Here is a 14196-nt window from a genome sequence, read left to right on the forward strand (position 1 = left end):
GCATTCGCCAACGCCGCCAGTGTCTCGGCGATCTCGTCGAGGCGTTGGCGATCACCGGCAAAGGCGAGGCGCGGCCCCGGCGGTTGGCCGGGCAAGGCGGCAATGGGGGACGATTCCATGCAAACCTCCGCCATAGAGCGAACACAAGTGCTATTATAGCAGAAAGTAACCCAAAAAAGCCGAGCTGTTTTAAGGTTACGAGATAAGAGAGTGGTGGCTTAGGGCGTCGGAATCCTATTGTTTAGAAGTTCTAAAGAGCTAGACTATGCCTGCTGCTCGTACTCATGATCTCATCACTGTCCTTAGCTGCGCAGCGCTCACGCCGCTCGCATATCACGCTTACCTCGAACACAGGCAGCTCGATCCGAACGCTGCCCTCGTGTGTAGTCTGTGGTTGGGCGGCGCGCATCTGCTTTCGGGGATCATGTTCTCGCCTGACCTCGACATCGACTCGGCGATTGACAATCGCTGGGGGATCTTTTTCTGGGTCTGGCGGCCCTATATGTGGTTGATCCCGCACCGCGCCTTCTGGAGCCATAGTCTGGTCATTTCGCCACTATTGCGGCTCGGCTATTTCGCGGCGGTCGTGTACGGGTTGCTGCTGATCGTCGTCTGGCTGCTAGGGCAACTCGGCCTCACGACGCTCGCCTATCATCGCGAATTAGCCGCGTGGGTGCAGGAATTGGTGACAGCGCATCCCACTGAGGCTTGGGCCTTCATTATCGGTTTCTGCACCGGTAGCGCCGCACACACGATCGCCGACTGGCTGGTGACGAAAGGCAATTGGCTGCTGGGAGGGTATGGCCGGCGATTGCGACGGCGCTATCGCAACCACGATCAATGGCTGCCACGCCACGAACGGCAGCGGCGGTGAACTGTTTGGCTGTTGAATACGTCTTATTTAAGATAGGAAAAAGAGAGTAAGGCATTGCGCCTTGTTTGAGGTTGTGGCGCAAAGAGCGTCGCGTGATAAAGAAAGGTACAAGTTATGCGCCTGCAATCGGTTGACCGCTTTTTGCTGGGCATTGTTGGCGGCACCGTGGTCTTGGCGACGATCGCGGTCGTGATTGTGTTTACGCGCCCCGCGCCAGAATACCGGGCCGGCAACGGGCCGGAAGACGTGGTGTTCAACTACATCCTAGCGGTGCAACGCGGCGACTACGATCGCGCTTATGGCTATCTCGCGCCAACACTGCCCGGCTATCCGCTCAGCGCGCAAGAGATGCGCGAGCAATTGCGGCGGTTCGGCGTTTCTGATAGCGACACGAGCTACGCGATCATCAATACCGAAATCAACGGAAATCGGGCTACCGTGACGGTACAGGAAACGAATGTTTATCGCGGTGGTCTACTTGGCAGCTCACAATCAAGCAACAACTTTACGATGGAGCTAGAGCAAACGGCTGCCGGCTGGCAACTGACCAGCAGTTCCGGCTGGCGGATCTGGATGTGGTGCTGGGAACAGAAGGAGGGCTGCTGATGGCAGTCGTACGGCGATGGTATCTCTACATCAGTGCCACAATCGGCTTACAAGGATTTGCATGGTCGCTGATCTGGCTGCTGTACGGCGTCTGGTTAGCACCTATCCAAGCCTCGATCAGCACAACTGCTTTTCAACTAGCGGCGCTCGCGATCTGTTTACCACTCTGGCTGATCCATTGGCTATGGGGCGAGCGGCTAGCGCGGCGTGATCTCGACGAGCGTGCGTCAGCAGTGCGCAAGCTTTACTTGTATGGCAATCTGGCAGCGTTTTTGATCCCATTGACTGGCAGTGTCTATGATTTGCTCGACACTGTATTCGGATTGCTTGCCGGCGTGGACCGCACCGATCCACAAGCGCACATCTGGTACGGTGTGATAGCCTCGCTGGTGTTAGGGTCGCTTTTTACCTATCACAGCGTAGTAGCGCGCAATGATGCCCATCAAGTACCGCTGGCTGGTGCGGGGGCACTGGTGCGGCGGGTTTACTTGCTCTTTGCTGCCGGGGCCGGCTTGGTGATTTGGACGAATGGCGTAAAGGATCTGATCCGGCTGATTTTCGGCTCAGCGAGTGGTACCACTGTCGTCCAACTCTTCATCAGCGCCATTCTCAACGTGTTTATCGGTCTCATCGTCTGGTTAGGCCACTGGTGGCGGGCGCAGCGTCTCTTTGCCAGCGCCGGTGAAGACGAGCGCGGCTCGGCGTTTCGCAAGTTCTACCTCTATCTGGTAATTGTCGTCGCTTCCATCACAGCAGTGATAAACGCCACTTTCTTGTTAGCTGGAGTGTTCCGTAGTATGTTAGGCCTGCGGGTCGAAGGCAACCTCATCGACGTACTGGCGCCGATGATCGTCTTAACGGTGGTTGCGCTCTACCACGCTTCCGTCATCCAAACCGATGCAACGGCGATTGCTGAAGGGCCGCAGCAGGCGGGGGTGCGGCGGCTGGCGTGGTATTTGGTCGCTGCGATTGGCCAAGTGGCAGCTCTGGTCGGGCTTGGCGGTCTGCTCAGCGTCATTATTCGCGGGCTTGCCAGCGCTGACGCGATCACCGATCTGCGTGAACCGTTAGCGTGGTTCGGTGCGATTCTGGTTGTGGGCTTGCCGATCTGGGTGGTATGCTGGCGGCAAGTTCAGCGCGCGGCAGCCACACCCGGCGAGATAAGCGTCGCCGAACGAAGCTCGCTAGTGCGGCGGATCTACCTCTTTGGTTTTTTATTTATCGCTTCGCTCACCCTCCTCTCCGCCTTGATCTACATACTCTTCCGGTTGATCAGCATTGCGCTGGGGGAGCCATTCAGCGGCAACTTGCTAGTCGATCTGGCGCAGGCGATTGCATATAGTCTGATAGCTATTGGCGTACTGGTCACACATGGGTTAGTATTGCGCACCGACACGCGGATGCGCGAAGCGGCTGAATTGAGCCGGCAAGCGCAAGTGCGAGTAGCGGTGTTGGCTGAGGGCGCATTAGCCGAGCAGATCGCCAGCGTGTTGCGCCAGCAGTTCCCGCAACTGGCGCTTACTATTGCCGGTGTTGGGTCTGAAGCCGAAACACAACTGGCCAGCGCCGATCTGATCGTTGGCGTGTGGGAACCAAGCGGCGATTCTAACCGGCTCGATCGCTATCCGGCACGAAAGCTGCTAATACCCTTGGCTAATATGAATTGGGCATGGGTTGGGATTGAGCCGGCAGTGGTGGCGAATATTCCAGTGCAGCTTGCGCAAGCGGTACGGCAGACGCTCGCCGGCGAACCGTTACGGCCACAGCGTGGGGTTGGGGCAGGAGTGGTGATAGGGGGAATTATCGCGATCATTACGGTTATTTTCGTGATGGTTGGGCTAGTACAGGTGGCATTATTTACGTTTAGGTAAATACCTATTGCACATCCACTAGGGACGATTTGCAGCCTCACAGGATGCGACCCGCCAAGGGGTTACCGGACGACCGCATCGGTGGGTTCTGCTTCATTCGCCCGATCGAGTGCAATATCGGCTAGCGCCGCCGGATCGTTGCGTGGTTCGAGGTGCGTAAACACCGTGCTGTTAGGGACCGCAGCGCGCACGGCGGCCTCGACCTGTTCGGCTACCGTGTGCGCCTGCTGAATGCTCCACGTGTCGGGCACGAGCAGGTGGAACGAGATAAAGCGGCGCGCGCCGGATTGGCGAGTGCGCAAGGCGTGATAATCACAGCCATATTCATCGAGATCAGCAAGCGCGGTCTGAATAGCCGCTAACTCGTCATCAGGCAGCGCAGTATCCATCAATCCCAGCACTGCCCGGCGCACTAGTTGGATGCCGGTCATGGTAATGTTCACCGCTACCGCTAGCGCAATCAACGGATCGAGGATATACCAGCCGGTGAGCGCCACCAAACCGATCCCGGCCACCACTGCTATTGACGTCCACACATCAGTCATTAAATGTTGGCCATCGGCCTCAAGGGTGAGCGAGTCGTGTTTGCGGCCAGCGCGGAGCAACACCATCGCCACTGTACCGTTAATCAACGTAGCGATACCGGCTACCGCTAAACCAGCGACAGTATGGTCGAGCGGCTGTGGCGCAAACAGGCGCTGGAACGCTGCCCAACCAATCCCGCCGGCAGCGATAATAATCAGTCCTCCTTCGATCACCCCGGCGAAATATTCGGCTTTGCCATGACCATAAGCATGATCATGGTCGGCGGGACGGGCGGCGATAGTCAGCATCCAGAGCGCCATTACTGCGGCGGCGAGATTCACCAGCGACTCAAGCGCATCGGCCAGCAAGCCGATCGAATCGGTCAGCCAGTACGCAACCAGCTTGAGACTGATCGTCGCTACAGCGGCGGCAATCGAAAGCCAAGCATAACGGGTAAGGGTGTATCGCTCGCTCACGTTCATACTCCTCTGTATTTCCCATCACTTGCAAGGATAGCCGGAACAATACGGTTTTGGCAAGATCGCAGCCGATTCTTTGGTCGGCGTGATCAGACAATTTTGCGATCACGAAATGTGGCGATTGCTTCTCGTGTATACTACGAATAGCGAGCATAAAGCATAGAGGTTTCTGGCAAGGAGCGCCGTCACATGAAGATTTACACGCGCACTGGCGATAATGGTGAAACAGCTCTGTTTGGCGGCCCACGAGTACGGAAAGATGTGCTGCGGGTCGAAGCTTATGGCACTGCCGATGAATGCAATTCGGCGATTGGTGTGGTGCGGGCATCCGGAGTTGATCCAGCACTCGATGCGGCGCTAGCGGTAGTGCAAAACCAACTGTTTGTGGTGGGATCGGATCTGGCTGCACCAGAGGACTCGCCCTATATCCCACGGGTAACGGCTGAGATGACGGCTTTCCTCGAAGCGCAGATCGATGCGATGGAGGCCGAATTAGCGCCGCTCAAGCAGTTTATTCTGCCCGGCGGCACTGCTGCTGCGGCGTATTTACATTTGGCCCGCACCATCTGCCGGCGCGCCGAGCGGGTAGTGGTCTCGTTAGCCGCTGAAGAAGCGATCAATCCTGAGCTGGTGCCGTACCTCAACCGGTTGTCAGATTTTCTGTTTGTTGCGGCGCGTATTGCCAATGCACGGGCCGGTGTGGCTGATGTGCCGTGGCAGAAATCGTAGCGGCGGGTGAGAGAGCAGGTTGGCGGTTTGGAATGCAGCAGTGAGACTACTGCACGCCATAGTGAAGACGGATTCCGGTGCGGCAGTCTCACTGCCGCACGCCGTATTATGAAGATAACGTTCCCAGCAGTTGGTTGAAAAACGCCGGGTCGAAATAGTAAATTGTGCCGCCGGCAACCGCGAGCGCCAGCACAATCGCGAGCGTGACAATCAGCCAGCGGGGCGGAGCGCGGCGGGTAATGCGCGTGTTGACGTTACCGACGGTAAATGAAAACGACGGCCCTTTATCGTCAACTTGGTAGCGAGAGCGATATTCGGCCTCGGCAGCCGCTGAGTCGATACCGAAATAGCTCGCATAGGCGCGCATCATGCGCAGTGCCGCCGGGCCACGCGGCAAGAGCGACCAATGCTCATCTTCGATCGCCTGCAAGTAGTACATGCGCACCTTGATATCGTTTTCAATTTGCACCAGCGTCAGATGGCGGCGCTGGCGCTCGGCGCGCAAACGATGACCAAAGCTGGCCTGCTCTTCGCTCTCGGTCAACTGGCGGATCGGCGTGGTCTCAGTATTGCGCAGCAGTGCCAGTTCCTCGGCCTCGCTCATAAAGACCGGCTCAGGCTCTTCCTCGGCAGGGCGACGCTTGCTTGGCATTGCAGGAAGCTCCTCGACAATGGCGGCGCTTACGGATGGTTTGGCTGGCGCAATGACTGGCGCTTCCGGCAACATGCGGGCTTGAATACGGGCCAACAACTCACCGGTGCGGTAAGGCTTCGTGACATAATCGGCAGCGCCAGCGGCAAACCCGCGCATGACATCTTCTTCCAACCCGGCGCTACTGAGCACAATCACCGGTTGTAATGCCGTCAGGCGGGGCAGCGCCTCCCAGCCAGCACCACGCTCGGTACGCACCTCGAGCAATACCAGATCGGGATGCTCGCGGGCACATTCGCGTTCAGCTTGGGCAATGATGCTGCTATTCAGCACACGATAGCCGGCTTCGCTCAGTTGTTCTTTAAGTTTCGCCGTAAAGGCGACATCATCGTCTATAATGAGAATAGTGCGCATAATGGTATCGTCAGGTAGTGCCGCGCGCAATTCCTGTCGCGCGCTGCGGTATTATACCATGCTCGCTTATTCACTGCCGTGGTGGATGGGAATCGCCACGAAAAATGAAAATGGTGATAGGTGTCATTTGAGGGATGCTTGGCCACGTCGTGGGAGATGGCTTCGCCTCGCTCCGCTCGGTTCGCAACGACAACAGGGAGCAGGGGTGAAAAGTCCTTATCTGCTCCTGCCTCGCGGCGCGGGAGCTGAAGCCTCCACCCCAGCCCGCCCCCTCCGAGGGCGGGAAAAGACACCTCCCGCCCCCAGCGGGGCAGTTGCGCAGATAAGCGAGAGAGATCAAGCGTTCAAAGACGTGAACACACATCATTAATGGTACCATTCAGACATATACACCAACATGCAGACACGATACGATGTGATAGTGGTTGGGGCCGGCCACGCCGGTTGCGAGGCGGCCTATGCAGCGGCCCGGCTGGGGTGCCGGACGCTGTTGTTGACGATTGATCTCGACAAGCTGGCCCATATGTCGTGCAATCCGAGCATTGGCGGGCCGGCAAAGGGTCATCTGGTGCGAGAAATTGATGCGATGGGCGGCTTGATGGGCCGTATCGCCGACCGCAGCGCCATCCAGATCCGCTTGTTAAACGAGAGTAAAGGGCCAGCGGTGCAATCATTGCGGGCGCAATGTGATAAGCGACTCTATGCCCGGTTGATGAAAGAGGCGCTCGAGCGCGTGCCGAACCTTGATCTGCGCCAAGCGATGGTGGAACGGGTTGCGCCGCCGAATGCTGATACGCAATGTTTTACCGTGACGACTCATACTGGCTGGCGGTACCTCGCGCCAGCAGTGATCTTGACTACCGGTACCTTTTTGCGTGGACGGGCCATCACCGGCGAGGCTATGTGGGGGGCGGGGCGGGCTGGCGAAGCGCCGGCGATGACGCTAAGCGAAGATCTTGCCGCGCTCGGCTTTCCACTGGTGCGACTTAAGACAGGTACGCCTCCGCGCTTGGCGGCAGCGACCATCGACTTCTCGTTGACCGAATTGCAGCCGGGCAGCGACAAGCCGCTGGCGTTCGGCCACTACTACGCCGAATTGGGTGAAACGATACCGCCGCCAGACTATCACGGCCCGCCGGCGCCGGTCTATCCGCATCCACAACTCGATGGCTGGCGCCCACAGTTGCCCTGCTACCAAGTGCATACGACGCCAGAGTTCCACTCCATCATCCGCGACAACCTGCATCGCGCCCCGCTCTTCAGCGGCATCATTGAGGGAGTGGGGCCGCGCTACTGCCCCAGCATCGAAGACAAGATCGTGCGCTTTGCCGACAAAGAGCGCCACAGCCTCTTTCTCGAACCGGAAGGCTGGACGACGGCTGAGGTGTATGTGCAAGGGTGCAACACCTCGCTGCCTGAAGATGTGCAGTGGGCGATGCTGCGCTCGATCCCAGCGTTGCGCCACGTCGAGCTGATGCGGATCGGCTATGCCATCGAATACGACGCGGTTGCGACCGGCGAGATTACCGCCGATATGCAGACACGACGGTTACGCGGGCTGTTCTTTGCCGGGCAGATCAACGGCACGACCGGCTACGAAGAGGCGGCGGCACAAGGGTTGATGGCCGGCATCAATGCTGCGCACTACGTGCAGGGCAAACCGCCGGTGATTTTGGGCCGGGCCGAGGCGTACATCGGCGTCTTGATCGACGATCTGACCACCAAAGAGATTCGCGAGCCGTACCGTATGTTTACTTCACGGGCGGAATACCGGCTGCTCTTGCGCGGCGACAATGCCGATCTGCGCTTAACGCCGCTTGCCTACCGGCTAGGATTGATCGATGGCGAGCGGGCAGCGGTGGTTGAAGCGCGGCGCGCGCAGATTGAGCAGGCCGTGCAGCAAGCGCGCGAGCGGCGGATGTTTCCAGCGGCGGCAATCAACGCAGCATTGGCAGAGCAGGGCATCAAGCCACTGAGCCAACCGGCGACGGTGGCCGAAGTGCTGGCCCGGCCTGAAGTGCGCTACGAACAGCTCCGCACCGCTATTCCTGATTTGCCAGAGCTAACGCCAGCAGTAGTCGAGCAGCTTGAGATTGCTTGCAAATATAGCGGCTACATCGCCCGCCAAGAGCGGGAAGTGGCACGCATGCAGAAGATGGAGCACCGGCGCATTCCGCCCGATTTCGACTACGCGGCGCTGCCGGGATTGCGCAACGAAGCGCGGCAGGTATTGATGAAGTTCCGCCCGGCGACGTTGGGGCAGGCCGGGCGGTTAGCGGGCATCAATCCGGCTGATGTGGCGATTGTGTTGTTTGCGCTGGAACGGCGGATGGCGGTGCCTGCAACACCGTCGCAATTGCCGTCACCACCCGCTCCAGATCAGCCTGTTCGATGATCAGAGGCGGCAACAGACGCAACACGTTGGGGCCGGCGGGCAAGGCCAGCACGCCGTGATCGAGCAGGGCGGCAATCACTGGTTGCGAACGGCTCTTGAGTTCGAGACCGACCAGTAACCCCAAGCCGCGCACCTCGCGCACGGCAGGCAGATTAAGAGCGCGCAACGCCTGAAGCAACCACGCACCCTTGGCCGCCGCCTGCTCAGGGATGCGCTCTTCGCGATAGACGCGCAGGGCGGCACGAGCGGCGGCACAAGCCAGCGGGTTGCCGCCAAAGGTCGAACCGTGCGTTCCCGGCGGCAAGGGGCCAAACCGCTCGTGAATAGCGACGGCGCCCATCGGCACCCCAGCAGCGATACTCTTGGCCAAAATCAGGAGATCGGGAGTCACCCCGCTGTGTTCAATCGCAAACAACTTGCCGGTACGGCCAAACCCCGTCTGCACTTCATCAACCAACAACAGCGCGCCATTAGCCGCACAAATCTCAGCGACGCCCTCAAGATAGCCGGCAGGAGCGGGCCGCACGCCACCTTCACCTTGCACCGGCTCAACCAGCACTGCCGCCGTCTGCGGGCCAACCGCAGCACGGAGCGCATCGAGATTGCCGTAAGGCACGTGGCTAAATTCCGGCACCAGCGGCAAAAATGGCTCGCGATACTTACTCTCCCACGTTGCGCTCAGCGCTCCCATTGTGCGGCCATGAAACCCGCGCATGGTCGCGATAATGCCGGGCCGCCCGGTGAGCAAGCGAGCAAACTTGAGCGCCGCTTCAACCGCTTCAGCCCCGCTATTGCAGAAAAAGAGGCGGGACGGAAAGGGCAAGGCTGCGGCTAATTCACTGAGATACGCCGCGCGCACATCGTTCGGGAAAATTTCCGGGCAACTGATCAGCCGTTCGGCCTGCTCGCGAATCGCGGCCACAATCGCCGGGTGGTTATGGCCAAGGTTGGCGGCACCCTGCCCACCCACGCAATCAATGTACATCCGGCCTTCGGCGTCGTACAGATGGGCACCCTCGCCGCGCACAATCGCCAGCGGGCGCTTGGGGTACAGACCGCTGGTATACTGCGCCTCTTGGGCAATAATATCGGCATTTGTCACGAAGGTATGCGTCACTCTGGTCTCCTTTCCACCAACCCGGCCCGCTCAAGCGCGGCGCTGACCAAAGGCCAAATTGCGCGATGATCGGCCACATTCTGGTCGCGGCGGGTGCGAATCTCGATCAGATGCAGCCCGCCGGCTAAACTCGTTTGCAGGGCAGCTTGGGCCGCCGACCAATCAGTGGCCAGCGTATAACGAGCGCCGTGCAGCGCGGCCAGCGGCGCAAAATCGATCCCATGCGGAGTGCCGAACAACAACTCAAACTGGTCGGTCTCGCTCGCTTGGGGCAAAAACGAGAAGATACCGCCGCCATCATTGTTGATCAGCAGAATAGTGGCATTGAGCTGGTGCAACCGCGCCGCAATCAACCCATTCGTATCGTGTAGCAGGGAAAGATCGCCGAGTACCATTACTAGCGGTGTCGCGCCGCCGGCTGCCAACCCTAAACCGGTAGATACCAACCCATCAATCCCATTTGCGCCACGATTCCCAAGCACCGCCAGCGGCAGCGCACGCGGGCCAAGAAAACTATCGCAATCGCGCACCGGCATCGAATTGCCGACGAACAGTGTCGTGCCGGCAGGCAACCACTCGCCAAGCCGGGCAAACAACCCCGGCTCGCTGATTGCCGGCTGGGCCAACAGATGCTCCGCCATCGTCTCACGAGCCAGCCGCTCGGCGGTCAGCCACGCGCGCAACCAGAGTGTCGGCCCTTCGCGTTGGGAAGAAGCCAGCGCATCGGCTAGCGCCACGCAAAACCAATGCTCGTCCACCGGCAGATGCTCGACGGCGAGGCTAGTTGGATCGCGCCAACCGGCCCCGCCATCGATCACGATCTGACGCGCCTGCGGATGGCGTTGTAAATAAAGCAACACCGGTTTGCTGGTCGGCATCGCGCCGAACCGTAGCACCACTTCAGGGGCATACGCAGCGGCAAACCGCTCATCGCGCAGAAATGCATCATACGCACCGAGTACCAACTCATCGACGTGTGGCCCATAGCGCACGCCAGAGAGCGGATCGGCCAAAATCGGGAAGCGCAAGCGATAGGCCAATGTCACCACCAGCGAGCCAAGATCGGGCGGGCAATCGGGGCCAGCGATAATCAACCCGCGCCGGTACTCAACAAGGCTCGTCGCCAGCGTTGCCAGCTCAGTCCCGCCGAGCATACGGCGTGCCGGCGCCACCTGCACCAGCGTAGCCGGTGTCGCCAGCAACGACACTAACAGTGCGCGGTCAGGCACCAACGGCTCGCGGAAGGGCAGATTAAGATGAACCGGCCCAGCGGGAGCGCTGCGTGCTGTCCCAATTGCTCTGCCGAGCGTAGCACGCAAAAACGGCACGAGCGACATCTGCGGCGTCGGCAAATCAACAAACCAGCGCACATTCCGACCAAAAATCCCTATCTGGTCTATCGTCTGCGGCGCGCCATTATCGCGCAGTTCAGGCGGACGATCAGCGGTGAGCAACAACAGCGGCACGCGGGCAAGATTGGCCTCAACGACTGCCGGCAACAGATTCGCCACTGCTGTACCGGAAGTGCAGAGCACCGCGACCGGCGCGCTACGGGAGCGGGCCATACCCAGCGCAAAAAAACCGGCGGAACGCTCATCGAGATGCATCCAGACCCGCAGGTGCGGATGGCGCGCCACGGCCAGCGCCAATGGCGTGCTGCGCGAACCGGGACAGACCACCACGTCATGCACCCCGCTCACTGCCAGACCATTGGCAATCGCCGCCACCCAATGGGTCAGCGCATAGAGATGGGTTGCAGCATCGCTCATCGTTTATCCTTCATTAAGCCCTCGCCCCTTGGCAGACGGGGCGAGGGGAAGTCATGAGTTGACGGGAGGAGAGGGCAATCTTTCCGTCCCGCTCACCTCATCGTGCCATACCGGCAGAGAGGGAGAACCTGCTAGGCTGACAGGAAGAGACACTCGTGCTAACCAATCATCTCCTCGCCTGCCCCCAACGCTCCCAACATCGCACGCAGCTTGATGCGGGTTTCAGCCAACTCCCGTTCCGGCTCAGAAGCAGCCACAATGCCGCAGCCGGCAAACAGGGTCGCCTCGCGGCGGCCAATCAACGCCGAACGCAGCGCCACAGCAAACTCGCCATCGCCGCGGGCATCGACCCAACCGACCGGTGCAGCATACCAACCGCGATCGAGCCGCTCGCGGGAGCGGATCCATGCCAGCGCCGCCGGGCCGGGTTTACCGCCGACGGCGGGAGTGGGATGCAGCCGACCAACCAGATCGAAAATATCGTAACCGGGCCTGATCCATGCCGTCACCGGTGTAAAAAGATGCTGGACATTCCGCACCTGCATGATCTCAGGCGTGTCAGGCGCTTGTACATCGTCACAATACTCAGCCAGCGCCGCGCGGATCATCTGCACCACAAATGCATGCTCAGCCCGGTCCTTCGCGCTCTGCAACAGAGCGGCGGCCAGCGCAGCGTCTTCATCAGGAGTCTTGCCGCGGGGAGCGGAACCGGCCAAAGCCGAAGCGGACACCCGGCCATCGCGCAGAGCGACCAAGCGTTCGGGTGACGCGCCGAGAAAGGTACGCCCGCCACGCGCAACCGCAAACACAAAGGTATGCGGATAATCGCGGCGCAGCACATCGAGCGTAGCCGCAGTATCAAACGGCTCGGCCCCGCGCAGACGAACAGCGCGGGCCAGCACCACCTTCTCTAGCGCACCGGTGCGGAGGTCGGTAATCGCATCGGCGACAATCGCCTTCCATTCGGCGGGATCAAGCGACACATCGACCTGCAAATCGGCAGGCGGGCGATGGGGACGCCATGGCAATCCAATCAAGGCCTGCAAACGACGCGCGGCGGCAGCGCCAAGGGCGAGCGTCGAGCTACGCTCATCAACCATACCATTCACGGTGAGAGTTGTTACATCACCGTGACGAACAATCAACAACCGCGGCAGTACCAACAACGCATGGGGATAATCACGCCACAACTCGCTAGCCGGCTGCGCGGGGTCGAAACGAAAACCGGCGATTGCCACCGGCCCCTGCACCGGCACATCGGGATCAACATCGATCACTGCATCAGCCACCAACTGGCGCCATGCAGCCGCACTCGCGGCAAACCGATCAACCTCAGGCGGCGGGGTAAAACTCCACGCGGCGCCGAGACCGGTCAACTCAAACCCGGCGGCGGGCACGCTCCAAAACAAACGATTATGGGTCACACCAGCGCCGCGAGCAAAGAGGGCCAACGGATCGCGCAGCCCAACTTGGGTCGTCACACTAACCAACACCGGTCGACCCAAGGCGCGCGCGCGCCGGCGCGCAATCTCGGCAGCCGCCTCCATCCGCGGCACTTCCCGCAGTGCAGCGGTTGTCACCCGCACACCCACTAATGAATTTGACATAATAATTCACAAATGATATTGAGTCACCCTGCAACAGCGCACCCTACACCTCGACTCACTACATAGTAACACGGTTCCGGCCACGAATGGAAACCGCAAGTACGCCGTTCTTACCCTACAGATTTGCCCAGATAGCCAACATTCGTTAAAATTCGGTAATCACAGATTCGCCCGAAACAAGTCGCTACCATCATGCAACAACTACTCAAACACTACGTCGCGCCGCCGCAATTTCCTCCGGCCACCATCACCTTCATCACCTTCCCACTGATCGATAGCATTCCGGTGCAAGCGTTGCTCCAACTGAAACAAGAACAAAACCGGACGCAAGCCACGATCACCACGCAATACACGGGCGCCGAGCAATTCCATCATCTCTACCAGCTTGTCCGACATCAATTCGAGCGGCTCGACATGCTGCTAGATCAGGGCATCGCGGGCGGCCCGCAATGGCTGATAGAGCCAGCAATTGCGCAAATCGTCAGTGACGCATTAACGGAATTCAATGGCCGCTACTACCGAATGTTTGGCTACTGCATCATGCCCAACCACGTCCATTTAATCATTGAGCGCAGCAGTGCGGTACCGATGTACCAATACTCGCTTGCCCGGCTGATCAAGCGCTTCAAAGGCCAGACCGGACGGCTCGCGAATGAAGTGCTCAACCGCAGCGGCCCCTTTTGGCACCTCGATCACTACGAATACCCAATTTACCGGGCGGGTGAAGCTGAGCGCATGCTGACCTACACCCAGCACAACCCGGTACATGCCGGCTTGGTATCCGATCCGCGCGAATGGCCGTACCGGTTCGACATTGCAGAAGAGTGGCGCGAGTGGTGAGTTTCAATCCACGCCTTCCGCGAGGGAAGGCGACCCCCTACGTGCGCCGCGCGGTGTCGGGTATCGGTGTTTCAATCCACGCCTTCCGCGAGGGAAGGCGACCAAGTACGCAGGACAACCGAGTTTAATTACCCAAACCGCAACATCTACCGGTTCACCCCCACGTGCGTGGGGACAATGACGACGGTGATGGAAGCGGGCATTGACCTAGACGGTTCACCCCCACGTGCGTGGGGACAACGTGATTACCCGTACACCGGCAGCGAATCGAACGGTTCACCCCCACGTGCGTGGGGACAACGTGATTACCCGTACACC

At 59.7% G+C, this 14196-nt stretch carries 11 protein-coding genes; 6 read left to right on the forward strand and 5 right to left on the reverse strand.

The window, feature by feature from the left end:
• The first annotated feature begins 265 nt into the window (after positions 1 to 265).
• The 3 genes from Q1A00_RS15365 (at position 266) to Q1A00_RS15375 (ending at position 3351) form a co-directional block, all read left to right on the forward strand.
• Positions 266 to 874, forward strand: a complete 609-nt coding sequence (locus Q1A00_RS15365) for a metal-binding protein (RefSeq protein WP_299757654.1) — start codon at positions 266 to 268, stop codon at positions 872 to 874.
• 114 nt (positions 875 to 988) lie between these two features.
• The gene (locus Q1A00_RS15370; protein WP_298408693.1) at positions 989 to 1480 is read left to right on the forward strand and encodes a hypothetical protein; all 492 of its coding nucleotides are present in this window, start codon (positions 989 to 991) and stop codon (positions 1478 to 1480) included.
• Positions 1480 to 3351, forward strand: a complete 1872-nt coding sequence (locus tag Q1A00_RS15375; RefSeq protein WP_299757657.1) for a DUF5671 domain-containing protein — start codon at positions 1480 to 1482, stop codon at positions 3349 to 3351. The genes Q1A00_RS15370 and Q1A00_RS15375 overlap by 1 nt, the downstream gene beginning before the upstream one ends.
• Before the next feature lie 62 nt (positions 3352 to 3413).
• Here the strand turns inward: Q1A00_RS15375 and Q1A00_RS15380 are convergent, their stop codons facing one another.
• A complete protein-coding gene (locus Q1A00_RS15380; protein ID WP_366144882.1) occupies positions 3414 to 4352 on the reverse strand; it encodes a cation diffusion facilitator family transporter in 939 nt (312 codons plus the stop codon).
• Between the two features lie 192 nt (positions 4353 to 4544).
• Here Q1A00_RS15380 and Q1A00_RS15385 point away from each other — a divergent pair, with 192 nt between their 5' ends.
• Positions 4545 to 5084 (forward strand): cob(I)yrinic acid a,c-diamide adenosyltransferase, encoded by a 540-nt coding sequence (locus tag Q1A00_RS15385; protein WP_298408668.1) that lies wholly within the window; start codon positions 4545 to 4547, stop codon positions 5082 to 5084.
• A gap of 106 nt (positions 5085 to 5190) precedes the next feature.
• Here the strand turns inward: Q1A00_RS15385 and Q1A00_RS15390 are convergent, their stop codons facing one another.
• Positions 5191 to 6150, reverse strand: a complete 960-nt coding sequence (locus Q1A00_RS15390; protein WP_298408664.1) for a response regulator — start codon at positions 6148 to 6150, stop codon at positions 5191 to 5193.
• A gap of 397 nt (positions 6151 to 6547) precedes the next feature.
• On the opposite strand from Q1A00_RS15390, the gene Q1A00_RS15395 reads away from it, so the two are divergent.
• The gene (locus Q1A00_RS15395; RefSeq protein ID WP_299757662.1) at positions 6548 to 8545 is read left to right on the forward strand and encodes a tRNA uridine-5-carboxymethylaminomethyl(34) synthesis enzyme MnmG; all 1998 of its coding nucleotides are present in this window, start codon (positions 6548 to 6550) and stop codon (positions 8543 to 8545) included.
• On the opposite strand, the gene Q1A00_RS15400 is transcribed toward Q1A00_RS15395, so the two are convergent.
• The 3 genes from Q1A00_RS15400 to Q1A00_RS15410 form a co-directional block, all read right to left on the reverse strand.
• Entirely contained in the window at positions 8433 to 9662 is a 1230-nt protein-coding gene (locus Q1A00_RS15400) for an aspartate aminotransferase family protein (protein ID WP_298408660.1), read from the reverse strand. The two genes, Q1A00_RS15395 and Q1A00_RS15400, sit on opposite strands and share 113 nt — an antisense overlap.
• On the reverse strand, positions 9659 to 11431 hold the full coding sequence (gene menD / locus Q1A00_RS15405; protein ID WP_299757665.1) for a 2-succinyl-5-enolpyruvyl-6-hydroxy-3-cyclohexene-1-carboxylic-acid synthase: 1773 nt from the start codon (positions 11429 to 11431) through the stop codon (positions 9659 to 9661). The genes Q1A00_RS15400 and menD overlap by 4 nt, the downstream gene beginning before the upstream one ends.
• Before the next feature lie 158 nt (positions 11432 to 11589).
• Positions 11590 to 13038 carry an isochorismate synthase MenF gene (locus Q1A00_RS15410; RefSeq protein WP_298408654.1) on the reverse strand — a complete coding sequence of 483 codons (1449 nt, stop codon included), beginning with the start codon at positions 13036 to 13038 and terminating at the stop codon, positions 11590 to 11592.
• Between the two features lie 192 nt (positions 13039 to 13230).
• Between Q1A00_RS15410 and Q1A00_RS15415 the strand changes: the two genes are divergently transcribed.
• Positions 13231 to 13878: a transposase gene (locus tag Q1A00_RS15415; protein ID WP_299757669.1), complete on the forward strand. Its 648-nt coding sequence runs from the start codon at positions 13231 to 13233 to the stop codon at positions 13876 to 13878.
• Positions 13879 to 14196: the final 318 nt, after the last annotated feature.

This window comes from uncultured Chloroflexus sp., assembly GCF_938091255.1.
GTDB lineage: Bacteria > Chloroflexota > Chloroflexia > Chloroflexales > Chloroflexaceae > Chloroflexus.